This is a genomic window from Treponema sp. (assembly GCF_052169735.1).
Lineage (GTDB): Bacteria > Spirochaetota > Spirochaetia > Treponematales > Treponemataceae > Treponema.
On record NZ_JBQNBW010000021.1, the window covers coordinates 1 to 24,088 of the forward strand.

The 24,088-nt window shown below is 42.6% G+C and carries 16 protein-coding genes and 1 pseudogene; 15 read left to right on the forward strand and 2 right to left on the reverse strand.

Going from position 1 to position 24,088, the window contains the following annotated elements:
* From ACTTJ8_RS04995 to ACTTJ8_RS05030, 8 genes and pseudogenes are all read left to right on the forward strand, one after another.
* A pseudogene (locus ACTTJ8_RS04995) lies at nucleotides 1-284 on the forward strand (Rpn family recombination-promoting nuclease/putative transposase); the annotation flags it as partial.
* Nucleotides 285-467: 183 nt separating this feature from the next.
* On the forward strand, nucleotides 468-2,492 hold the full coding sequence (locus tag ACTTJ8_RS05000; RefSeq protein ID WP_442720497.1) for an alpha-amylase/4-alpha-glucanotransferase domain-containing protein: 2,025 nt from the start codon (nucleotides 468-470) through the stop codon (nucleotides 2,490-2,492).
* Nucleotides 2,489-3,571 carry a 3-dehydroquinate synthase gene (locus ACTTJ8_RS05005; RefSeq protein WP_442720498.1) on the forward strand — a complete coding sequence of 361 codons (1,083 nt, stop codon included), beginning with the start codon at nucleotides 2,489-2,491 and terminating at the stop codon, nucleotides 3,569-3,571. The genes ACTTJ8_RS05000 and ACTTJ8_RS05005 overlap by 4 nt, the downstream gene beginning before the upstream one ends.
* Nucleotides 3,568-4,746, forward strand: a complete 1,179-nt coding sequence (locus ACTTJ8_RS05010) for a cysteine desulfurase family protein (protein ID WP_442720499.1) — start codon at nucleotides 3,568-3,570, stop codon at nucleotides 4,744-4,746. Before ACTTJ8_RS05005 ends, ACTTJ8_RS05010 begins: the two co-directional genes overlap by 4 nt.
* 16 nt (nucleotides 4,747-4,762) lie before the next feature.
* Nucleotides 4,763-5,743 (forward strand): 4-hydroxy-3-methylbut-2-enyl diphosphate reductase, encoded by a 981-nt coding sequence (gene ispH, locus ACTTJ8_RS05015; protein WP_442720500.1) that lies wholly within the window; start codon nucleotides 4,763-4,765, stop codon nucleotides 5,741-5,743.
* A gap of 53 nt (nucleotides 5,744-5,796) precedes the next feature.
* Nucleotides 5,797-7,713, forward strand: a complete 1,917-nt coding sequence (locus ACTTJ8_RS05020) for an adenylate/guanylate cyclase domain-containing protein (protein ID WP_442720501.1) — start codon at nucleotides 5,797-5,799, stop codon at nucleotides 7,711-7,713.
* Complete coding sequence (locus ACTTJ8_RS05025; RefSeq protein WP_442720502.1) at nucleotides 7,710-9,767, forward strand: adenylate/guanylate cyclase domain-containing protein; 2,058 nt, start codon at nucleotides 7,710-7,712, stop codon at nucleotides 9,765-9,767. Before ACTTJ8_RS05020 ends, ACTTJ8_RS05025 begins: the two co-directional genes overlap by 4 nt.
* A 407-nt stretch (nucleotides 9,768-10,174) precedes the next feature.
* Nucleotides 10,175-11,431 carry a cation:proton antiporter gene (locus ACTTJ8_RS05030; protein WP_442720503.1) on the forward strand — a complete coding sequence of 419 codons (1,257 nt, stop codon included), beginning with the start codon at nucleotides 10,175-10,177 and terminating at the stop codon, nucleotides 11,429-11,431.
* An 86-nt stretch (nucleotides 11,432-11,517) separates the two neighbouring features.
* On the opposite strand, the gene ACTTJ8_RS05035 is transcribed toward ACTTJ8_RS05030, so the two are convergent.
* Together ACTTJ8_RS05035 and ACTTJ8_RS05040 are read right to left on the reverse strand one after the other, a co-directional pair.
* Nucleotides 11,518-13,254: a proline--tRNA ligase gene (locus ACTTJ8_RS05035; RefSeq protein ID WP_442720504.1), complete on the reverse strand. Its 1,737-nt coding sequence runs from the start codon at nucleotides 13,252-13,254 to the stop codon at nucleotides 11,518-11,520.
* Between the two features lie 13 nt (nucleotides 13,255-13,267).
* Nucleotides 13,268-13,834, reverse strand: coding sequence for a redoxin domain-containing protein (locus tag ACTTJ8_RS05040; RefSeq protein WP_442718999.1), 567 nt, complete (start codon nucleotides 13,832-13,834; stop codon nucleotides 13,268-13,270).
* Between the two features lie 526 nt (nucleotides 13,835-14,360).
* On the opposite strand from ACTTJ8_RS05040, the gene ACTTJ8_RS05045 reads away from it, so the two are divergent.
* From ACTTJ8_RS05045 to ACTTJ8_RS05075, 7 genes are all read left to right on the forward strand, one after another.
* Nucleotides 14,361-15,356 carry an ABC transporter ATP-binding protein gene (locus ACTTJ8_RS05045; RefSeq protein ID WP_442719000.1) on the forward strand — a complete coding sequence of 332 codons (996 nt, stop codon included), beginning with the start codon at nucleotides 14,361-14,363 and terminating at the stop codon, nucleotides 15,354-15,356.
* Between the two features lie 15 nt (nucleotides 15,357-15,371).
* A complete protein-coding gene (locus ACTTJ8_RS05050) occupies nucleotides 15,372-16,301 on the forward strand; it encodes an ATP-binding cassette domain-containing protein (RefSeq protein WP_442719001.1) in 930 nt (309 codons plus the stop codon).
* An 11-nt stretch (nucleotides 16,302-16,312) separates the two neighbouring features.
* The gene (locus tag ACTTJ8_RS05055; RefSeq protein ID WP_442720505.1) at nucleotides 16,313-17,284 is read left to right on the forward strand and encodes an ABC transporter permease; all 972 of its coding nucleotides are present in this window, start codon (nucleotides 16,313-16,315) and stop codon (nucleotides 17,282-17,284) included.
* Between the two features lie 115 nt (nucleotides 17,285-17,399).
* Complete coding sequence (locus tag ACTTJ8_RS05060) at nucleotides 17,400-18,323, forward strand: ABC transporter permease (RefSeq protein WP_442719003.1); 924 nt, start codon at nucleotides 17,400-17,402, stop codon at nucleotides 18,321-18,323.
* A 57-nt stretch (nucleotides 18,324-18,380) separates the two neighbouring features.
* A complete protein-coding gene (locus ACTTJ8_RS05065; protein ID WP_442720506.1) occupies nucleotides 18,381-20,237 on the forward strand; it encodes an oligopeptide ABC transporter substrate-binding protein in 1,857 nt (618 codons plus the stop codon).
* 242 nt (nucleotides 20,238-20,479) lie between these two features.
* The gene (locus tag ACTTJ8_RS05070; protein WP_442720507.1) at nucleotides 20,480-21,952 is read left to right on the forward strand and encodes a PP2C family protein-serine/threonine phosphatase; all 1,473 of its coding nucleotides are present in this window, start codon (nucleotides 20,480-20,482) and stop codon (nucleotides 21,950-21,952) included.
* Nucleotides 21,953-21,956: 4 nt separating this feature from the next.
* Nucleotides 21,957-24,086 carry a PP2C family protein-serine/threonine phosphatase gene (locus ACTTJ8_RS05075; protein ID WP_442720508.1) on the forward strand — a complete coding sequence of 710 codons (2,130 nt, stop codon included), beginning with the start codon at nucleotides 21,957-21,959 and terminating at the stop codon, nucleotides 24,084-24,086.
* The last annotated feature ends 2 nt before the right edge of the window (nucleotides 24,087-24,088 follow it).

Genomic DNA, 24,088 nt, shown 5'->3' on the forward strand with positions numbered 1-24,088 from the left:
CTGAAGGTAAATCGCTCGGTCTTGCTGAAGGTAAATCGCTCGGTCTTGCTGAAGGTAAATCACTCGGTCTTGCTGAAGGTAAATCGCTCGGTCTTGCTGAAGGTAAATCGCTCGGTCTTGCTGAAGGCGAAGCAAGAGGTAAATCACTCGGTCTCGCTGAAGGCTCACGGCAAAAAGCTCTTGAAACAGCACATAACTTACTCGTGATAGGTTTATCTATTGAAAATATCGCAAAAGCAACCGGCTTAACCGTACAGGAAGTAGAAACGCTTCATTCATGCTGATAAAAAAAGTTTCTAGCTTGTTATAATGCGGAATCCCTGTACCTTTAAATGCGAGCTCTTCCATAAGCAGCAAAAATAGTATAAAATGCGTCCTGCTTTGTGTATGCAAATGCTTGAATAGTGCGAAAAGCATTTCACGGTAACCTGTTCAGCAACATACGTTTCCGTCCGAACAAGTTTACTATGGAACCTGCTGTGCTGCCAGCGTTTATACCGTGGTTCGGCTGTTTTGCCGGATATGTTGATTTGTCTGATGAAGGATGTCCTGTGAATACCTCAAAAAAAAATGTACATGTATGCTTTTGTGTACAGCTTTCTATTTCGTATCTTCAACAAATCGACAAAAATGATACTGCAGCGCTGTACAAGGCTTTTTTTTCGGGGATTCAAGCTGAGGAAAAGCTGCCGCTCACTGTTTTCGCAGCCGGAAGTTTTCTTGAATGGCAAAAAGGGAAGCGGCAGGTATATACCATGCTGCTCAATGAGCTGCTTGCCCGTAAACAGATTGAACTGCTGGGGGGCGGTTATTATCAGCCCTATTTTCCGCTGCTGCCGTCTTCTGATGTTATCGGTCAGATTGAACTGATGACTGCTGCCATCCGTACCCATTTTGAAAAACGTCCGCGGGGGCTTTTTTTAACTGCTTCGGCATGGGATCCTTGGCTTATCACGCCCTTTACCCGGTGCGGAATGGAATATTGCCTTCTCGATTACCGTCTTTTCCCCAAAAAGACCCCGCAGAGTATGCCGGAATACCCGTTTACGCCGGCAAGTGTAGAAGACAAGGGAAAGACAATGACAATCTTTCCCTATATTCCTGACGATCCTGATTTTTTGAACAGGACACCTCAAGCGTTTTACGATACCATTGCCTCATCAGCTGTAGAGACACATGAGCGGCTCTATCTTCTCTTTTTACCGATAAAAACCTACGTTAAAGGCTTAGAAAAAAATAAGAACGGCAGCAGCTGGTTTTCTTCCTTTATCCAGCTTTGCAGTCAGCCCCATTCCTCCGTACACCTGACCCATACTGCGGAACTTTTAAAGCACCGCCAGCCGCATCCGCCTGTGTATATTGCACCGGATGCCGTTTTATGCGACCAGCAAACAGGGTATTCTATAAAAAATACGCTTGCCGTGCAGCCGACCGCTTTTCAAATGTATGCAAAGATGATGTACGTTAATATGCTGGCGAACAGCATGAAAGGGGATAAGGCACGTAAAAAATACGCGCTCCAAGAGTTTTGGAAGGCGCAAGATGCCGAGCTCTTAGCGCTTGAGCCTTGTATGTCCGCTTATCGGCACGAACTGTACCGCATTGCATACCGAAAGCTGCTGGTTGCAGAAAAACAAACCCGCTTGCCGGGTATCTTTACCGACGGACTTACCCGCTGTGATATTGATCTTGACGGTTTTCGGGAGGTTTTATCTCAGCGCGCCGGAATCAATATGTATGTGCACCATTGCGGCGGAAAAATTTTTGAATGCGATGTCTTTTCCGCCTACAAAAATTATTCGGATCTCCCGCTCAATCAATCCGGTATGTTTATCGATTATTTGCTATCGGAAGCCGCGCTGCAGCAGCTCCAAACAGGACACACGGAAGCGCTTACAGCTGTCTTTTCGGAGAATACCTATCAGGAAGCAGAGCTGAATACCATCCGGTCTGAACTCAAACTTGCAGCAGCCGGTTTTTTTGACAGCATTGAACAGCCGGTTTCTTTACGGAAGCAATACACCTTTTTTGCTGAAGGAACACAGGTTCAGTATATCCTCAAAAACGATAGTCCGTTTAATCTTTCTGCCTATTTTACCGTAGAAATTGATATTGCAGCAGTAGAATCAGAGGCAGGAAATCCGGTACTTTCTCTCTATGACGGAGAAGAAAATCAAAAGAAAGAACTGAGCCTTACTACCGGTATGTTTCACAAGGTGTCATGGGTACAGCTTGAAGATACTGACGGAAAAGTGCAGTTTACTATGGAAGCTAATGAGGTCCCCGGTTTGGTGATCATTCCTGTGTATGGGGAAGAGAGTCCCGTATCTACAGGGGCTGCGGTTCATACCGGCACAGCAGATTCTGCACAAGGAACGCGCCGTGTACACGGAGTCCGCCTCTTTTTTTATTGGAAAACCGATTTGAATCCGAATTATGAAACAGAAAAATTACTCTTTTTGAAGATTAAAAATAAAAAGAACCAGAAATGATGATAGAAGCTCAAGATACCTATTCTTTTTCTACTCCGCAAGGAAAAACCGACATTTTTTATACCCAGACCATACAAGTGCCCGCCGTACCGATGGAAAAGGGACGCTGCAATGCCTTGTATGTGTGCGATGAACATACCCTGCCGCTCTTACAGTATGCCCAGCATTTTTCTCCTGATGTACCGCTGGTGGTATTAAAAAGCGGTGATGCCGCAAAAAACTTGGATGCCGTTGCCGCGATTGCTCAGGCAGCTGCCGCAGCCGAACTTGACCGTGCTGCGTATTTTATCGGCTTTGGCGGCGGGGTTGTCTGTGATATAACCGCACTTGCGGCTTCGCTGTATATGCGGGGAGTCCGCTGCATATTGATTCCTACAACCGTACTTGCTATGGCTGATGCCGCTATCGGCGGGAAAACAGCGGTAAATCTGTGCGGCTATAAAAATCTCTTGGGATCATTTTATGCGGCATCAGCCATTTTTCTGTGTTTTCCCGTGCTGCAGTCCTTACCGGAAGCCGAGTACCATTCAGGACTTGCTGAGGTACTGAAAACCGCCGTTCTCTACGATGCTGAATTGTATCAGCTGTTCGTGCAGCACCCTGATACGGTACGGAATAGGGATATGCGCTTACTTTCAATGATGATCAGACGGGCAGCGGAGGCTAAGGCGCGGGTAGTTGAACGGGACTTCACTGAACAAGGTGAGCGCAGCTTCCTCAATTTAGGACATACCTTTGCTCATGCGCTTGAAAGCCTCAGTAATTTTTCGGTATTACACGGGGATGCTGTTGCATGGGGTATCGCCCGCGCCTTAGCCGTAGGACTACGTTTACAGCTTACCGATAAAGACTACGCCCAATCCCTGATACATACTCTTAACTGTTACGGATGGTGTACAGAACCTGTATACTCTAGTATACAGGTTGCTAACAATTCTTTTGCAGGCTCGATTATTGCCCGTATGAAAAAAGATAAAAAGAACCGGCACGGTATGATACGGCTGGTACTACAGGAAACGCTGTTAAAGACACAGCTATGCGAAGTTGCCGATTCTGTGATACAGGAGGTGCTCCGGTGATTTATTTAGATTGGGCAGCATCGGCTGTTCCGTATACCGATGAAATTGAAGCGGCATATCGGGAGGCAGCGGCTGCTTTTGCCAATCCTTCCGCACAACACCAATTCGGAAAAGATGCACGGTCTTTACTGGAGAATGCACGCAGCCGCTGCGCCGCAGTGCTCCATGTCCCTGCCGGCAGCCTGTACTTTACCTCAGGTGCCTCAGAATCGAACAGCGTGGTGCTGCTTTCCCTGCTTATGCGTCCCACTGCCGGCAGTCTTGTCATCAGCGGTATTGAGCATCCATCGGTGCGGGAGCAAACAGCGGTGCTGGAGCACTGCGGCTGGACGGTTTTCACCGTCCGTCCCGATAAAAACGGATATATCAGCCCGGCTGCCGTGTTAAATGCACTGCGGGAAGACACCGTGCTGGTTGCCGTCATGGGAGTGAATAACGAAATCGGTGTCATTCAGCCGGTGCAGGAGATTGCAGAAGCGCTGAAAGCCCATACTGCAGGAAAGCGTCCCATTCATTTTCATGTTGATATGGTGCAGTCAATCGGAAAATTACCGATAGCGGATATTGGGCTTACCGCAGTGCATTCCGCATCCATGAGTGCACACAAAATAGGCGGCCCGCGCGGGATAGGGCTGCTGTATTTACGGCAACCGATTACATCAGCATTACGAGGGGGAGGGCAGGAGGGTAATATTCGCCCCGGCACGGAAAATGTTGCAGGAGCCTGTGCATTAGCCCGCTGTCTTGAACGCAGTTACACTGATTTTGAACAAAAATACAAGCGGGCAGGGGAGTTGACTCGGTATCTCATATCCCTATTGCAGCCGCTTCCCGCATGTTCTCTCATCCCCGCGGCGAGAGGACGGGTTGAAGCAGATGTATCTGATACGGAGTTGGGGCATCATCCGTCCTTTTCTCCATGGATTATTCAGATGAGCTTCAAAAATGTCCCCGCAGAGATTATGATGCGCTGTCTTTCCGACCGCGGTATTTTTATTTCAGCAGGATCAGCGTGTTCGTCAAAGAAAAAAATCCGCCCGATATTATCCGCCCTTTCCGTACCGCCTGAGCTTGCACAAAATGCGGTGCGGATTTCTATCGGACCGTCAACGGAAAAAAAAGAGGTAGAAGCGTTTGTTGAAGCGGTACACGCTATTCTTACAGACTTTAATTGAAAGGATACTGTGAACATTGAAGGATTTTAAAGAAACTATACAAGCGGGTATGCCCGATACCGACACTGGCGCAGCCGTTTCTGCAGATTCTACAATAAGATCGGGCACTATTGCACAGGCTGTGTCTCATACGGTAAAACGAGCGCGGGTGCTTGGTTACTGCATGGGAGTTAGACGGGCTGTTGATGCGGTACTCAATGCGCTTGCAGATTATCCTGATAAGACAGTCTACACGTATGGGCCGCTCATCCATAATCCGGTAACCATGCAGCTTTTGGAGCAAAAGGGTGTCCGGGTTGTTGATCCTGAACAAGAGATCCAAAATCAAATTGAGCCGGAGTCTCCTATCATCATTAGGGCACACGGTATTTCTCCGCAGAAACGGCAGGAGTTGGCTGATTGTAAGGCTATTATCATCGACGCAACCTGCCCGCGGGTTATTGCCAGCCAAAAGCGGGCAGCGCGCTACGCTGAAAAGGGATATACGGTGATTCTTGCCGGAGATAAGAACCATGGGGAGTTAATCGGCATTATGGGACACGCCCTCGCGATTCCCCATGCACGGTGCCTCACTGTACAGAATGCAGAAGAAGCCCGTACTTTGGATGTGGAATGCGATGACGCTCCTGCCGTGCTGCTTGCACAGACGACAATCAAACGGAGTGAATACCGTGCCATTGCAGACATCTTATATAAGAAGATACCTCAGCTCATTGTCTTGGAAACCATTTGCCCGGCAACTGATGAACGGCAAGATGCGCTGCTGGAGCTGCTGCATGATGTTGATGCCGTCGTGGTAATCGGTGGTAAAACCTCTGCAAATACCCGCCGTCTCTTACAAACAGCGCTCGATAGCGGAAAACCGGCATGGCTTGCAGAATCCCTTGCCGATATTCCTCAGGATATTCACTGCTATCATAGAATAGGGCTGGCAGCAGGAGCGTCTACCCCGGACAGCAGTATTGACGCTGTTGCAGCAGCTCTAGACGCAATATAAATTATACGCTATATTATCCCAATTTATTATTGCAGTTTGTAGTATTTTTATGTATGAAAGAATTTAAACAACAAGGATTAACACTTGTGAAAACAAAGAATATTGTGTTTTTCTTATTTCTCTGTACGATCAGTTTTTATACCATTTCCTGTACAAAAGTAGAACAGCTCTATACATCAAACGGCGTATATGACATTTCGCATATAGATAAAGATACCGTCTATTCATTAAGCGGTCTGTGGGGCTATGAAGAAAAAGAGTTTATGTCAGCTTTGTTACCGCTTGAAGCATATATTTGTTTTGAACCAATTGCATCCAGTTGGACATCATATAAGCAGCCGCAGTCCGTGCAAGGCTATGCTTCCTACGCAGTGAAAATAAAAGGTTTTGAGCCGGAAAAAGTGTATGGAATCCATTTCACCCGAACTTCATCAGCATTCACAGTGTTTTTAGATGGTCAGATATTTTATGCATCGGGGACACCGGGGCAAAATCAAGATGAAGAAATATTTGATTGGAACTCAAAAACCGTTATTTTACCGGTTAATAACGAAAACGAAGTAACATTGGTGATTCATGTATCCAATTTTCACGACAGAAATCCCGGTTTGGAAACGCCCTTCCTTTTTGGGCTTTATACAACGCTGCAAACAAAAAAAACACTTGATAGACTTATTACATCAGGGATATTCGCTATTCTTTTAAGCATGGCGACCTTCTTTGTGTCTTTATTTTTATTTTACCGCAAAGAAACAACTGCAGGTTTATTTGGACTCCTTTGTTATACTTTTGCATTGAGAACACTATGCTATAATGACTTTTTACTCAGAGATTTTGTTCCCGGTATACCTTTAAATATAATGTTCCGCCTCGGCTATTTGACATTTCCATTCTGCGCGGTGTTTACTTTTTTGTTTATCCTTAATTTATTCATAGAAAAGATTCCTCGTATTTTTTATATTTTAACTGTTCCTCTGCTGATATATGGTATTATCACGATGACTGCACCGCTGTCGGTCTTTGTTGGCAGGTTATTGCTCCTTACTCAACTCTATATATTGGTGCTTGCAGGTATTGCATGTGTGGTTGTTGCATACGCCTTAATAAAAAGGAAGCCGTTTGCATTACCATTTTTGATTTCATTTTTACTTTTTGTAAGCGCTGCTATTTTTGATGCACTCATTTCAAATGGTATTATTAATGCTCCGTTTATTTCTCATTTTGCCATATTGATGCTTTTGGTGCCGATGGCATTTATTGTTATCCGGCATTTTTCTACTGCTTTTAGAAAACAGGAGCAGATGGTTACTGTTATAGAAAAAACAAACAGTGCATTTCAGCGTTTTTTTCCCAATCAGTTTCTCCAGTTTTTGAACAAAAAAAATGTTACAGATGTTTTCTTAGGTGATAATACTCACAAGAAAATGTTTGTGGCCTTTATCCATCTTGGGATAAAAACGGAATTGACATCGAGTGAAGCACGGGAAGAGCTGCTTATTTTATATAATACTGTAGTACAGGCGGCGAATCCCCTCGTTCAGAAATACGGAGGATTTATCGACAAATATTTAACCGATGGACTCATGGTGCTTTTTTATGGAACAGCAGAAAAAACGCTCGATTGCATTATTGAAATTACTCAGCTGATCAAAAAATTCAATGTACATCGCCAAGCACAATCATTACCAGAGATACATATCGCATCGGGAATACATTATGGCACATTGATGATGGGAACTATCGGAGAGCAGGAGCGTATGGATACAACCGTCATCTCTGATGTCGTGAATATCTCATCACGTATGCATAGCTATGCGTCCGAAAAAAATGTAAATATTATTATCAGTGAAACGGTACGGGAGCAACTGCCCGAAACATATTGGCGTACCCATACCTGCTTTTACTATGGAAAGGTACAATTTATTGGTAAACAGAAACTGATAAATGTTTATGAGGTTAATTTATTATGAAAAAAATACTGTTAGGATCATTACCATTTCTGTGTATGTTTCTCATATTAACCTTCATCAATAAGGCTAAACCATCTCATACCGTCCGCACACATAGTGTAACTATCCAACAAGGGCTTCTAACATTACCTGCTCATAATAATGAAGATATCTTTAGCCTAAAAGGACAGTGGCACTTTACCCCTAATCAATTTTATAGCTCTAATAATGTCAATAAGCCGCAATATGCGCCACTGCCGGGTAAGCTACGGGATAGTCCTTTGCATACTGATTATGGATATGCTTCTTACGGTTTACGTGTTGTCGGTCTTGACCCAAGTAGAATCTATGCGATTCAGATTAATCATATGCTTTCAAGTTGTACAATTGTTATCAATGGGTTTGATAGGGCAGGGCAGGGACAGCCTGGTACTTCAAACAGTACGGAAATACCGGGAAAAACGATCAGTATCGCTACATTTAAACCGTTAAAGAACGGAACGGCGGATATTGTAATAAATATGTCAAACTTTCATAACCGATATGGAGGAACAGATCAATCCATTTTGCTCGGATATGCAGAGGTGCTAAATACATCATTTGTCTTTAGCTTATTGTTTTATAATATTGCATGTACCGTACTCATTGTGTTTAGTATCTTTTTTATTGTTCTGCATTTAAATTATCAAAAGATGCCGTACATTTTATGGTTTGCTTTTACAACAATTACCTTGAGTGTCCGCATTTCTGTTTTTTATCCGCATATTACCGCTTATATATTCCCATCAATTCCTTGGAAGCTTTTCTTTGTTCTGCGATATACGAATATTCCGCTTTCAGTATTGTTCTTTAGTGTTTTTATTAGAAAGATATTTAACATCTCACAACGGTTTATCTATTGGGGTATTATAACGGTATGCTGCAGTGCAACAGCCTTTATTATTTTAGCTTCAACTGCGTTTGTTTCTCGGTATCTCCATATCCAACAAGTGATTATTGTAGTTGCGATAATTTATAATGCAGGGATTATTATACGAGCATTTATTCAAAAAAAGAAATATGCATTATGGATCGCAGCTGTGTTATGTCTTTTGGCAAGTTTTGCTATTCATGATACTTTGGTAAGCCAATGGGTGATATCCGGCAGATTACTTCTGCAGGAAGGTGCTGTTATTGCTATTCTGATTGCCGTTGTGATGAGCATAAATGGGTATGCGGAATCAATACATCAAATTGAACATCTGGTAAAAGAACAAAAACAAATACAAAATGCATTGCGTAGATTCTTTCCTAATCAGCTGTTGACTTTTCTAAAAAAGAAAGACATTACAGAAATCAATACGGGAGATGCTTCTGAACTATCTGTAACAGTATTGTCAATCGATATACGGTCTTTTACCAGTCTTTCTGAACAGCTGATGCCGGATGAAGTATTTTTACTACTGAATAAATATTTTGCCTTAGTTGCCCCGATTATCCGTCACCACAATGGTGTGATTATGAAGTTTCTCGGTGATGGATTTATTGCACTTTTTCCTGATGCACCCGATTCTGCGCTGCAATGCGGAATTAGTATACAAAGGAAATTACAGGAAGAAAAACTCCGGTTACACAATCTCCCGCCGCTGAGAGCAGGGATTGGTATTGATACAGGAGCAATTCTTTTAGGTGTGATTGGAAATGAGAACCGGCTAGATAGTATGGTTATTTCAAACACATGTTATACAGCCGAAGATTTGCAAGCTGCTACAAAGATATATTCCAATACCATTATTATTTCGGAGGCTATTTTGCAGTCGTTGGAAAATCCTGCAGATTTCCATATACGCCGTATTAATGAATCCGCAAAAAGTAACACATTAGAGGATGCTATTTTGTATGAAGTCTATGATTGCGACACTCTTGACATACAAGAGAAAAAACAGGAATCCGCTCCTTATATCGAACAAGCTTTGAAGAAATTGAAAGAGAAGCGGTATGCTGCAGCGTATGAATATTTTGAAAAAGCCTTAAAAATATATCCTGAAGATCCTTTAGCGCTGCATTATCAGGAGTTGTTAAAAGCATTTATATAAACCGGAAACCAGCCGCTCTTATAAAGAGGAGCGCGGATACAAATATGCTCATTTTTATTCGTGTTTGCAGGGTTTATTTATACCGGATTTGTTGAAAATTCTAAGACTTATAAATCTGCTTCAATCTGTTTTTATTCTGTTTTTATATTGATTATAACAAATAAGTAGACAGAATATACATTATATAAAGCTGTTAAATTCTTGCTGTTTTAGGTAAAAATATATCCTATTTTATATTGAACAGTCCTTCTGTTTTGAGTATACTGAGTGACTGTTCATAAGGAACCACTGGTTTACTCGATCGCAAACTTGTATATCATCTGCACGTTCGTAACGAAGTGAGAACGTGCGTAAAAAGTCAATCGAACGTTGGATACTTTCTTCTTGACTTTTTATAGGAGTTGTTTATGTCTGCACAGGAACTACCGATTGGAGATATTGCATTACAAATTATCCTTTCTGTTGGCATCATCGTTATTACTGCAAAATATCTTGGACTTCTCGCAAAAAAAATAGGCATTCCTCAGGTTGCCGGAGAAATTGTTGCAGGACTTGCTTTAAGGTTTTTACTGCCGTTCCGACATTTCGGCGAAGCTGAATCGAATATTATCTACAGCCAAACCAATCAATTTATTGCCTATATGTCAGAAATCGGCGTTGTTCTCATTATGTTTTCCGCCGGTTTAGGTACAAATCTTAAATCACTGGTAAAATCGGGAGTTAAATCTACCATCATTGCTGCATCAGGGGTTATTATACCGCTCGTATTGGGTACCGCAATGGCATTTGCCCTGTGGGGATTTGACGGATTCGGAACGCAGAAGTTTTATCAGTCACTTTTTATCGGTACAATACTTACAGCGACTTCAGTAAGTATCACTGTTGCAGCGCTCAAAGAACTCGGGAAAATTAATTCTGAAGTGGGACAGACTATTATCAGCGCAGCGATCATCGATGATGTATTCGGGATTATTGTTTTGACCCTTGTGCTTGGCGCAAGTTCAGGCAGCGGCGGTTACGTGGAACTCATTCTCAAGACTATTGCATTTTTTGTTGTTTCAATAATCGCAGGTCTCATTATTTACCGTATTTTTAAGTGGTATGATAATCGGCATCCCCACTCTCACCGCATCCCCATTTACGGTTTAGGAGTTGCTTTTATTTTTGCATATTGCACGGAGCGCTTTTTCGGAATTGCAGATATAACAGGTGCATATATTGCCGGCGTTATTTTTTGCAATTTGCATGATGCATCTTATATGGAACAAAAAATCGATGTAAACTCATACATGTTTTTCAGCCCGCTTTTTTTTACAAGCATTGGATTAAAGACAAATTTAAGCGGCTTGAATATGGACCTTTTGTGGTTCTCGATTATCTTCGTCGTTATCGGGTGTGTTTCTAAAATAATCGGCTGCAGCGGCTCGGCATTATGTTTGGGATATAATAGAAAAGAATCCCTTCAAATAGGACTTGGTATGATGGTACGGGGAGAAGTAGCTCTCATTGTTGCACAAAAAGGATTGACTGCCGGTATGGTAAAAGCCGAATATTTTGCACCCGTTATTTTATTGATTATTATTTCATCAATGATCGTACCGATTTTATTGGGAAAAGCCTTTAAGGAAAAACTACCTCCCGCAGGAACAACCGTTGCAGAATAAAATGTAACCGCTACTAGCAAAAATACTTACCGTACGGCTGGGAATGAGAGCCGAGCCGTACGAATACTTGTTCCTTACCGGTTCACCTATGCGTTATACCGCTTTAACTCGGTATGTACCTTTTCGGCAATATACGCAGCAGCACCCTCCAAAGGTATCAGCGTTGCTTCTTGCTCCGAACGGAATTTACACTCAATGCTGGGTAATTTTTTATCACTGATAACCAGTCTGATCGGCAAACCGATTAAGTCCATATCTTTGAACTTAACACCGGGGCGTTCAACACGGTCATCTAACAGTACTTCAATACCGCAGGCTGTCAGGTCATCATGGAGCTGGTCGGCAACTTCCTTCATTTTTCCTTCATATTGAATCGGCACAATACCAACATGATACGGAGCAACCGTCATCGGCCAGATAATACCATTTTCATCATGGTGTTCTTCGATGATGGAGGCAAGCGCACGGTCAATCCCGATACCGTAACAGCCCATCAGCGGATATTGCTTTTGTCCGTTCTCATCGAGGTAGGTCATATTCATACTGACTGTATATTTTGTTCCGAGCTTAAAGATATGCCCAAGTTCATTTCCCTTCTTGCTATAAAACGGTGTACCGCATTGAGGACATATATCACCAGCTTTTACGATCCGAACATCATAGACCATTGCAGGCGTAAAATCGCGTTTTGGTTCAACATGGATATAGTGCATATCTTTTTCAAGCGCACCGGTAACGGCATCATGCATCAGCATTACGCTTTCGTCGGCAAGCACCGGCACCTTTGTCAATCCTACCGGACCTGCAAAACCGACAACGGTACCGGTAATATCTTCTACATCGGCATTCGATGCAAGCGCCACTTCAGCTGCTTTTAATACTGCTGCGAGTTTTGCTTCATTTACTTCCAGATCACCGCGAATACACACTGCAACAAATTCAGAATCAATGAGTTCTGAATCTTTTACGTGATAAATCAGTGTTTTAATAAATGCCTTAGGAGAGGTGTGCAAGAAGTTTGCAAGCTCTTCTATTGTACGGACATCAGGTGTAGGAATCTTGGTGCATGGTTCTTGGGTTTCAGGAAGCTCCGTATACGGATCAGGTGCGCACGCCGCTTTTTCTTCATTTGCAGAATACCGGCACTGCGGACACAGAATGAGGGTATCATCCCCAATCGCGGATTCCACCATAAATTCTTCGGAACCGCTGCCGCCCATTGCACCGGAATCCGCCCTGACCCTAATCACCGTCAAACCGAAGCGGCGGAATATTTTTTCATACGCATCACCGAATCTCCGATATGCGGCATCAAGACAGTCCGGATTTGTATGGAAGGAATAAGCATCTTTCATCGTAAATTCCCGGGCGCGCATAAGACCATAGCGGGGACGGATTTCATCACGGTATTTTGTATTGATGTGATACACTGAAATAGGATAGTCCTTGTATGAACCAAGCTCATAACGCATCAGCGCCGTAAATGACTCCTCGTTTGTAGGACTAACTACAAGGTCTTGTCCGAGCCGGTTTTTCATCCGTAAGAGTCCGTCGCCCATAGTATACCAGCGCTTTGATTCCTGCCAGATTTCCCCCGGCGCAACAACGGAAGCCTTACACTCAAGACATCCAGTAGCATCGATTTCTTCGCGTACAATATTCTCGACTTTTCTGAATACCCGTAATCCAAGCGGTAAGTAATTAAACAAGCCGTTTCCTAATCTGCGTATCATGCCGGCACGCAGCAACAACTGATGGCTGACAACAACAGCCTCCGCAGGTATTTCCCGTAATGTAGGAATAAAAGTTTGAGACCTTTTCATATATCCGCCTAAATTAAATTTTTCCGACAAGATCAATCGAAGGACACAGCGTTTTTTCTCCCGGCCGCCATTTTGCTGGGCAGACCTGATCTCCATGCGCTGCAATAAACTGTGCTGCCTGTACCTTCCGCAAGAGCTCCGAGGCATCGCGTCCAATACTCGTATCGTGCACCTCATAGGCTTTAATAACACCGTCAGGATCAATTACAAATGAACCGCGCAAGGCAGTCCATGTGTCCGGCATAAGAATACCCAAGGACGCAGTAAGGACACCCGCTTTATCTGCAATCATTTCATAAGGAAGACTTCCAATTGTCGGGCTTGCATCAGCCCATGCCTTATGGACAAATTCGCTATCCGTAGAAACCGAAAATACTTTACAGCCTATTTCTTGAAACTCGGAATACAATTTTCCTAAATCTTCTAATTCAGTGGGACACACAAAGGTGAAATCCGCCGGATAAAACATGAGCACAGCCCAATTCCCCAATAAGGATTTACTTGATACCGTTGTGAATTTGCCTTTACAATAGGCAGGCAATGAAAAATCGATCAGCTTCGATCCGATTAAGTGTTCCATACAAGAACCTCCATTAAAACTTTTATTTATATGTTAAGAACCGCTGAAAACAGCCGGTTGATTTCAGCAGTAAGTCGATAACAATCAACGCGGTATATAAAAATATGTCACTCTCCGCACGAATAAACAAACAAAGATATTAGTTAAACAAGAAAAAAATGTCTAGTCTGTTAGACGCATCGATTAGGGCAAACAAATTTGAGTTTAAGCGCACAGGAAGCACCGCAGAACAGTTCATTAGAACGATTCCTATATTTTTTAACGGTTTGTACCGCCGCGAACCATTAAAACAGGTGCCGCAAAATGTCGGATTATTCTTTCTTTACACGGATAAAAATCTAACACATTTATTCCATTATTTTAGCTTTTTGTAGTTGCAAAACTTCCATATTCGTGATACCGTTAAATTATACATGAAAGTGTAGAGGAATTGCTTTACAAAGGAAGGAAATCGAGCCTTTTCCGAAGTGATTCTTACCTATCCTCTGTGCAGAATAGAGAGAATGAGCTGTGAGTAGAGAAGACTATGGAACAAACAAACTTACTAACCGTCAATAATTTACACACTGCATTCCGTATTGACGGGAACTACTATGACGCGGTTGACGGTGTTTCATTTGAAGTACATCCAAATGAAATGCTGGCAATCGTTGGTGAATCCGGCTGCGGTAAAAGTACCGTTGCCATGTCTGTTATGGGGCTGCATGATATGCGGTTTACCCGTGTTTCCGGGGAAATACTCCTGAAAGGTAAAAACCTCTTAACGATGTCGGAAAGCGAGATGAATAAAATCCGCGGAAAAGAGATCGGTTTTATCTTTCAAGATCCGCTTGCCTCGCTTAATCCGCTGCAGCGGGTTGGAAAGCAAATTGAAGAAGCCCTCCTCTATCATACCAATTTAACTGAAAAAGAACGTCAAGAACGGGTTTTAGCATTACTCGACGATGTGGGTATTCAGAATCCTCAGCGCACTGCACAACGGTTTCCGCATGAACTCTCCGGAGGTATGCGGCAGCGTGTATTGATTGCGACAGCACTTTCCTGTAATCCTTCCCTGATTATTGCCGACGAACCGACAACAGCGCTCGATGTAACCATCCAAGCGCAAATATTAGACCTGATTAAAGACCTGCAGGAAGAGCATAAAGCAGGTATCATATTGATCACGCACGATTTAGGAGTTGTTGCACAGGTTGCCGACCGGGTTGCCGTTATGTATGCGGGGCAAATTGTTGAGCTTGCCTCTTCACACGAGCTTTTTACCAATCCGCTGCACCCGTATACCCGCTCTCTACTGAAATCCATTCCGCAAGCAGACAAAGACGATGATATGCTCCATGTCATTAAAGGTATGGTGCCGTCGCTTAAAAAACTCAAGCACACAGGCTGCCGGTTTGCTGACCGTATTCCGTGGATTCCGGAAGCAGAGCATGAAGAAAGTCCCGTACTGCATGAGGTAAAGCCCGGACATTTTGTCCGCTGTTCTTGCTGGAAAAACTTCCGGTTTGAAGATGATGTGTAAAGGAGGCGGACATAGATGGCATTATTAGAAGTAAAAGATTTAAAAGTACACTTCCCTATCCGAGGCGGTTTTTTTAATACGATTCAAGACTACGTGCGGGCAGTTGACGGTGTTTCTTTTCAGATTGAAGAAGGCAAAACCTACGGGCTCATCGGAGAATCCGGTTCAGGTAAAACAACTATCGGAAAAGCGATTGTAGGATTGGAACAGCCGACCGGCGGTGCAATCCTCTACGAAGGCAGTCAAGTCAATACAAAACGGCAACGGAAAAAGATTAAGTACAACGAAAATGTTCAGATGGTCTTTCAAGATGTTATGTCAAGTCTTGACCCTAAAAAGCGCATTCGTGATATTATTGCAGAGCCGATCAGAAACTTTGAGAATCTTTCAAAGTCCGAAGAGCTCAAAAAAGTTCTCTCTCTGCTCCAGATTGTCGGTATTCCGCCGGATGGATTATATAAGTACCCCTATGAATTTTCCGGCGGACAGCGGCAGCGCATTGGGGTCGCCCGTTCAATAGCAGTGAATCCTAAGCTCATTGTTGCAGATGAACCTGTTTCCGCTCTTGACCTTTCGGTACAGGCGCAAATATTGAACTTCTTAAAAGAAATCCAGCGGGAGTTTATGCTGAGCTATCTTTTTATCTCGCACGACTTAGGCGTTGTAAAGCACATGTGCGACTATATTTACATCATGTACCGCGGCCGCTTTGTAGAAGCCGGAACACGGGAAGATATTTATAATAACCCCATGCATATCTATACCAAGCGTTTAATTGCTGCAATTCCCGAAATGAATGTGGAAATGCGGGATGAGTATAAAAAACGCCGTGTAGAGATTGAAGAGCTATATGCCCGCGAATCGGAACGGTATTTTAGCCCCGAAGGCAGGGTATATGATCTTAAAAAAATCAGCGATACTCATTACGCTGCGCTTAAGGATTAGGGAGGAAAGATATGTGGAAGACTGTAGTACGCCGTGTCCTGATTATGATACCGCAGCTGTTTGTCCTAAGCGTGTTGGTGTTTTTGATCGGTAAGATGATGCCGGGGGATCCCTTCACGGGGATAATAAATAGTATGCCTGATATTGATGCAGCCCGTATCGAAGAATTACGGGAAAAAGCAGGCTTAAACGATCCGTGGTCGGTACAATACAAGAATTGGATAACAAAGATTATCCTGCATGGGGACTTTGGTGTCTCATATACCTATAAAATACCGGTAAAAGATAAAATTAAATTACCGGCGCAGAATACATTATGGCTTTCGCTGTTTACTGTTATGTTAACATACGCAATCGCAGTACCGCTTGGTATCCGTGCAGGGAGGTATAACGGATCCAAGTTCGATAAAGCCGTTCTGATATACAATTTTATTACCTATGCAATTCCAACCTTTATCCTTTCGCTGCTTAGTCTATTGCTGTTCGGGTATCAATTACGGATTTTCCCGACATCAGGCTTTGTCGGTCTGGATTCAATAGGCAATACCGGACGCTATATTGCCAGCAGGATATACCACATGCTGCTGCCGGCAATGACGGCAGCAGTACTGCGTACCACCGGTATTGTACAGTATCTGCGCAATGAGGTTATCGATGCAAAAAGTCAGGATTATGTGAAAACAGCCCGCAGTAAGGGGGTTCCGATAGATAAAGTCTACAGTCACCATATCTTTAGAAATTCACTGCTGCCTATTGCTGCATTCTTCGGGTTTACCATAACCGGACTACTTGCCGGTTCAATATTTGTTGAGACAATCTTTATGTATCAAGGTATGGGATTGCTCTTTATTGAATCGATTATGTCACGCGATTATTCGGTTATAAATGCGCTTACCCTCCTCTATGGAACGCTTGCCCTGTTCGGTAGTTTGCTTTCCGATATTATCATGATCATTGTTGATCCTCGGATTAGAATTGAATAAGCTTTTATCAACTGATGTACAAGGAAGTACATCAGTTGATGGTAAATTTTGGCACAGCCAAAATGTCGCTTCTGTATAGTTTCACCGCCCTCCGCGGCGGTTTTGAGAGGGAGTTATGGAAAATAAAAAAGATTTTGATATTGAGCACATCGATGAAACCACGCTCAAAGAAATGAGTACTGTTCCGTCCTTTTGGAAGATAGTCAAATCGGAATTTAAGCATGATAAAGCAGCCGTTTTTGCGCTCGCTGTATTAGCGGTTATTTTTGCAGTTATCATTATCGGAGGTTTTATCCTTGATACGGAAACCGTTATGAAGGTAAGTTTACGGGATAAGTTTTCCGTGCCGGGAAAAAAGTTTATTCTGGGAGCAGACCTCGGCGGCCGCCCGATCCTGCCGCAGCTGATTATCGGAGCGAGAAACTCGGTGCTTATTGCCTTCAGTGTAACTATTATCACTGAAATAATCGGTATTTTTTTCGGTCTGCTTACCGGCTTTTACGGCGGTAGGGTCGATAATATCATTATGCGTATCTGCGACTTTATTATTATTTTACCGATTATGATGCTGATCATCGTTTTTGTTACGATTGTGCCGACCTATAATATTTGGACATTTATCTTTATAATGTCAGCTTTTTATTGGACAGGGGTTACCCGTCTAGTGCGCAGTAAGGCGCTGTCGGAAAACAGACGGGACTACGTAAACGCATCGCGCATCATGGGTACTAGTGATTTTAAGATTATGTATGGGGGTATTTTACCGAATATTTCTTCCATTATTATTGTCAATTTTACCCTCGGTATGGCAGGAAATATCGGTATAGAAACAGGTATGAGCTTTTTGGGATTTGGGCTGCCGCCTACATCTCCTTCACTTGGTACCTTAATCGGCTATGCACGGGATCCGGGTACCATTTCCAGCAAACTGTGGGTATGGCTGCCTGCTTCTATTTTAATCATGGTGTTAATGCTGTGTATTAACTACGTCGGACAAACCATTAAACGGGCATCCGATGCAAAACAGCGTTATAAATAAACGGCGCTCAAGACGAGTTCAGGCTATGGTTTTGAGTAAAATCCAAGGAGGAAAACAATGCCAAAAGGTTTAAAACTTACTGCATTTTTACTCGCAGTAATGCTGGCAGCTGTAAGCTGCGGCGGAAAGCAGGAGCAAAAGCAAACTGCGCAGGTGCAAACTGAAAACAAAGAAGACAGCAAAGAGCTTAAATTGCTGTTTCCGCAGGTTCTAGAACGAGACGGTGCAGAGGTTGATGGTACTTTTGTTATAGGACTTGCAAGCGATACTCCATGGAAGGGGGTATTTAATACCTTCTTGTATCAGGATACTCCAACATATGAAGCTATGCGTCCTATGCTTGGCAATTTCATGGCTGGCGGACCAAACCATGAAATTATAGACGGCGGTTACTGTAATATGACATTCGACCGTGAAAAGAAGACCGCTACTTACCACATCGAACCGAAACTTACCTGGTCCGACGGTGTACCGGTAACTGCAGAAGATATTATTTTCTGCTATGAGTGTGTCGGTCATCCTGAATACACCGGCGTACGCTACAATGCAAACATGCAAAACGTTGTCGGTATGGAAGAATACCATAAAGGTGAAGCAAAAAACATTTCCGGGGTTAAAAAGATCGATGAGAAAACAGTGGAAGTTACCTTTAAAGATTATTTTCCCGGCATTTTATGGGGTGCGGGACTGACATATAATGCTGAACCCTATCACTACCTCAAAGATATTCCCATAACGGAGATGGAAGCCCATGACCGTGTTCGGAAAGCGCCGCTTTCTTGCGGACCCTTTGTGATCAGCTCTATGGTAGAAGGTGATATTCTTGAATATGTACCCAATCCTTACTGGTATGGTAAGAAGCCAAGTATCAGCCGTCTTGTTGTAAAGCGTATTCAGCCGACATCTGTTGCCGCAGCGCTGAAAGCCGGTGATGTCGATGTGATCAACTTTAATCTTGACCTCTATGATCAGTTTGTTGAACTTGATGATGAAGGAAAAACCAAACTTGATGCAAACGGAAAACCGATCTTGAAGGTGGATAATATTGATATCCTTGGCGCTGTACGGGGTGCGTATGGGTATGTCGGATTTAAGATGGGACGTTGGAACAACGAAAAAGGTGAAGCTGAAATGTTTGCTGACGGCGGTAAGTTTAAGGATAAGGCGCTCCGTCAGGCAATCGGCTATGCAATGGATAATGACGGTATCCATGCTATCTACTATCATGGGCTCTGCATTACTGCAAATTCCTTTATTACGCCGTACCACCCCGGATTCTATGATGTAAACCGGAAGGGGTATTCATATAACCCTGAAAAAGCAAAAAAACTGCTTGACGATGCGGGGTATAAGGATATAGATGGAGACGGCTACCGTGAAACACCGGATGGCAAACCCTTAAAGATCAACTTGCTTTTTATAAGCGGTTCCGATGTTGCAGCGCCGGTCGCAAGCTATTATATTCAAAACTGGAAAGATGTCGGTCTCAATGTAGCTTTGAACGATGGGCGGCTCATCGAGTTTAACGCATTTTATGATAAGTTAACAAATGATGATCCTGATGTAGACTTGTTCGTAGCGGGATGGGGTGTCGGTTCCAATCCTCAACCGAATAGTTTATATGGCCGCACGGCACGGTTCAATAGACTTCGTTGGGTGAATGAACGCAATGATGAACTTCTTGCAAAAATTGCATCTGAAGAGGTCTTTGATGAAGCCTTCCGCGCCCAAGCATATAAAGAGTGGGATGAGAACATTCTTGAGGAAGCGCCTGCAATTCCGACAAACTATCGTATCGGTTTAACAGCTATTAACAAGCGCGTTAAAAACTGGGATAAGCGTTTTGTTAGCAGTTGGGATTACTGTGATCTTGGCTTAATCAGCGATAAACCCGCAGTCAATACCATGAAATAACTGGTTCTGATGTAAATAAGGATCACGGAAATACCGTTAAAACGTATCGTTTTAGCGGTTCTCGATAGAACACTGACAGTCTTACGGTTGTCAGTGTTTTTTAGTAAACCTGTTTGGAAACTTCCGTTTCTGAACAGGTTTACTGAGGTGCGACGTTCTAAATCGTGTTATTTGTGCGATTCAGAACAGGTCGAGCGGCTTATTTAAAAAGAGTACGAAAAGTTGTTATGAGGTTATAGGTAATGATACGGAAAAACCAAGAATTTCTGGGAAAACTGATTATTTTCACCGGTATTAGTTTAGTTTTTGCGGCTTTTATGTTAGCGCTCAGCCCACGCTTTTCATTCTTAGGACGGCTGATTTCAGCAAGAGACCTTACCTTGATGGTAACAAGATACCGTCAGTTACCTAACTTCAACTTCTGGACCCGCTTTGGGTTTGCCTTTGTTTTATTTATTGTAGCATCCCTCGCAGCTTCCTTACAGATTTCTTTTTTAACACGTAAGGTCAGAGAAAATGTCTATAAAGGAACAGAAACAGCGCTATTTGACGGCTTTATTAGCCGGCTGCGCTTTTGCTATACCCGGGAAAACTTAATTGAGACAATACAGCAGCAACTTGAATATAAAGCAGACTGTTCGGTATTATTTACGAATACTGAAACAAATTTAGTTATCTATAATAGTGCGTCTCCCTATGTTTCCGATCCTGATATATATGAAAAATTAGTACACCGATTTTCTCCCAACTGGCTAGATCACTGGAAAGAAAATATCTATTTTTTAGATTCAGAAATGCAAATGACTACTGATAGAAAAAAAGCACGGGCGCTTTTAATTGCATACGGTTCTATCAGATTTTTTATTATATGCAGATATATCCGCGCTATTGAGCCGGAAATTTTTCCAAAACTCTTTTTAGAGTTTAAAAATTACGTGGGCAGGGAGGCGACACTTTCTCAGCTCCTTTATTATTCTGAACTTGCTCAAGAATGGCAAATGGTTGCAAATACACAGCACGCTTTCTTACCGCACAAAATACCGATGCTCAAGCAATTAGAAATAGGCGTTTATTTTCGTCCGCTCGTCAATGTGTCCGGTGATTATTACGATATTATTCCCATCAATGAGGATAAAACGCTTATCGTAACGGGTGATGTCTCCGGTAAGGGATTAGCTGCTGCTTTGATCATGGGAGTTGTTATCAATACGATTCGTATCATAGATGATAAAGAAGACCTCGCCGGCTTGATCTTTGCCGTTGATAGCGCTATCAAACGTATGCATTTGCTTGACAAATATACCGTTGTGTTTTTAGGCTTAATCGACACAAAGGCAATGAAAGTACGCTATGTAAATGCTTCGATGGAAGCGCCGATGATTTTAACGCAGGCTGCCGACGGTTATAAGGTCAAAACACTGGAATCGAATTGTTCTTTAGTCGGTATTATCGACATTGATTCGGTAACGGTTGCAGAAAAACCGCTCTACCGCAATGATCTTTTGCTCATTACAACAGACGGCATCCCGGAAATTACAAACGAAGAAGGTATTCAGCTGGGTAATAACGAGATTTATTTAGAAACGATAAAAACATTTGCCGCCTCCGATGCCCAAAGCATTGCTGCAAAAGTTGCAGATTTCGGCTTAAATTATAGTGCTGCAAAAGCATTCCGTGATGACACAACCATTCTTGCCGCAAAGGTGAAAGGATAAAACTATGGGTTTAATTTTCTTTACATATTTTTTTGCACTTTTACTGTTAGCAAACTCATTGTATCTGTCGTTTTATCAGTCAAACTATGTCAATGTTCTTTTAAATAAGATTTCCATACCGGCAACCTTGGTCGCATTTTTTCTGGCGCTGTCCGTCCATCTCGCTTTTTATGAGCAATTCGGTATACAGCGTCTCGCATCAACAGCAACCTTATTGTGTATGATTCTTGCATCCTATCATATAGCGGATATGGCATTTGTTATTTCTGAGGTGGGTATCTATCCCATCCTCAAAAAAGTTAATGCGGTCATACATCTTGCCGGTATTGTAATCGTACTGTTTTTCGTAGGCAGATTTCAATGGAATCCCCTGCAGGGTTTTTTCTTTACACCTAAGGAAATACTACCGGGTATCAGCGGTCTGAGAGTGTTTTCATCTATATATTCACTCATTGTTCCATGTGTTGCAATCGTAATACTCTTTTTAAGGATATTCTTTGTAAAAAGTAATATTCACCGGCAGCAACTCCTACTTCATGGTTTTTCCATCGGAGTTTGTCTGCTGATCTGGATTGCAGAAACATATTACTTTATGATATTTTCGTGGGCATTTGCCTTTCTCCCCTTTGGTTATGTGGCAATGCTGCTATTTGATAATATCATCTTTTCGCTGACACGAGTGTTTGATATAAAGCAGATGTTGTTCGGTATTATCCGCTTTTTATTTTTTACCGTTGTGTTTTCTGCCCTTGCAGGCTTTGTTACCGCCCTTGTTATGAATTTTACTAATTCACCCGCCGGCTGGGTTGCACTCATTACAGTTACCGGAGTTATTCTTCTGTTTATCCGCAGCAGTATTAGCAATAAACTGCAATATGTTCTAGGCAGTACAGCCGATTATGCAAAAAAACTTGACAGCGACTTACAAAGTCTTGATTTTGCTAAAGGGCATGATGCTATCCTGGAAGCCTTCCCCAGGATGATGAAGCAACATCTTACCTGTAAAGGGCTGAATATATTAGTCAGCGATGAAAACATGAATTTGCAAACTGTCTATTCGGACTTCGATCATCACAACACAATGAGCGCCAATCTGCCGTGTTTTGAATATCTGCTCAACCAAAATAATGTCGTTATCACCAAAACAGAGCTTATTGCAAACTATCTCTATGAAAATATCCGAGCTGAGTTATTGGATATTTTTGAAACGACCCAAACAGAAATACTCATCAGTATGCGGGAAGGGCAAAAGCTCATCGGGTGTATTCTGTTAGCGCCTAAAACGCATAGCGCCGAATATAGCCTCTACGATATCAATATGCTGTCAGACTTATACTCTTATTTTTTCTTGATTATCTATTATCTGCGGAATATCACCAAACAAGATATTACCGCCACCATAGACCGTGAAGTAGAAATGTCCGATCAAATTATCGGTTCTATCCAAAACTATAAAGATGCCCTTGAATCGCATCATTTTTCTATGGATTCTGTTGCTTATTCGGCACACCAACTCGGCGGTGATTTTATCGACTATATTACCTTGAATGAACGGCGAGCCATGTTCTTAATCGGAGATGTTTCCGGCAAAGGCTTAAGCGCCAGTATGTCAATGATCATTTTAAAGTCTGTCATTCATACTTATTTACAGAAATCTCCGGACTTTAAAGAACTGGTTATAAAAGTGAACCGCTTTATCAAGGATAATTTACCGCGGGGGACGTTCTTTGCCGGTTTGTTCGGTATTATTGATTTCCCTACAAATACCATCTATTACTTAAACTGCGGTATTCCATTGATGTCGATGTATATCAATTCATACAAAAATGCAATTGAAATTCAAGGTGAAGGCAGGGTTTTGGGCTTTGTAAAAAACATAGCGCCGTTTTTAAAAGTACGGAAAATTACACTGCATAAAGGTGATGCTATTGTATTTACGACAGACGGCTTGTTGGAAGCAACCAACCTCAAGGGAGACCGTTTCGGCAGCGACCGTGTTGGACATATTTTGCAAGAAAATCATAGTGCAAAGTCTTCACAAATTGCCCGTATTATATATAATAACCTACTTGATTTTATTTTGCGTAAGATAGATGATGATGTGACTATTTTAGTACTCAAATATAATGAATAGGA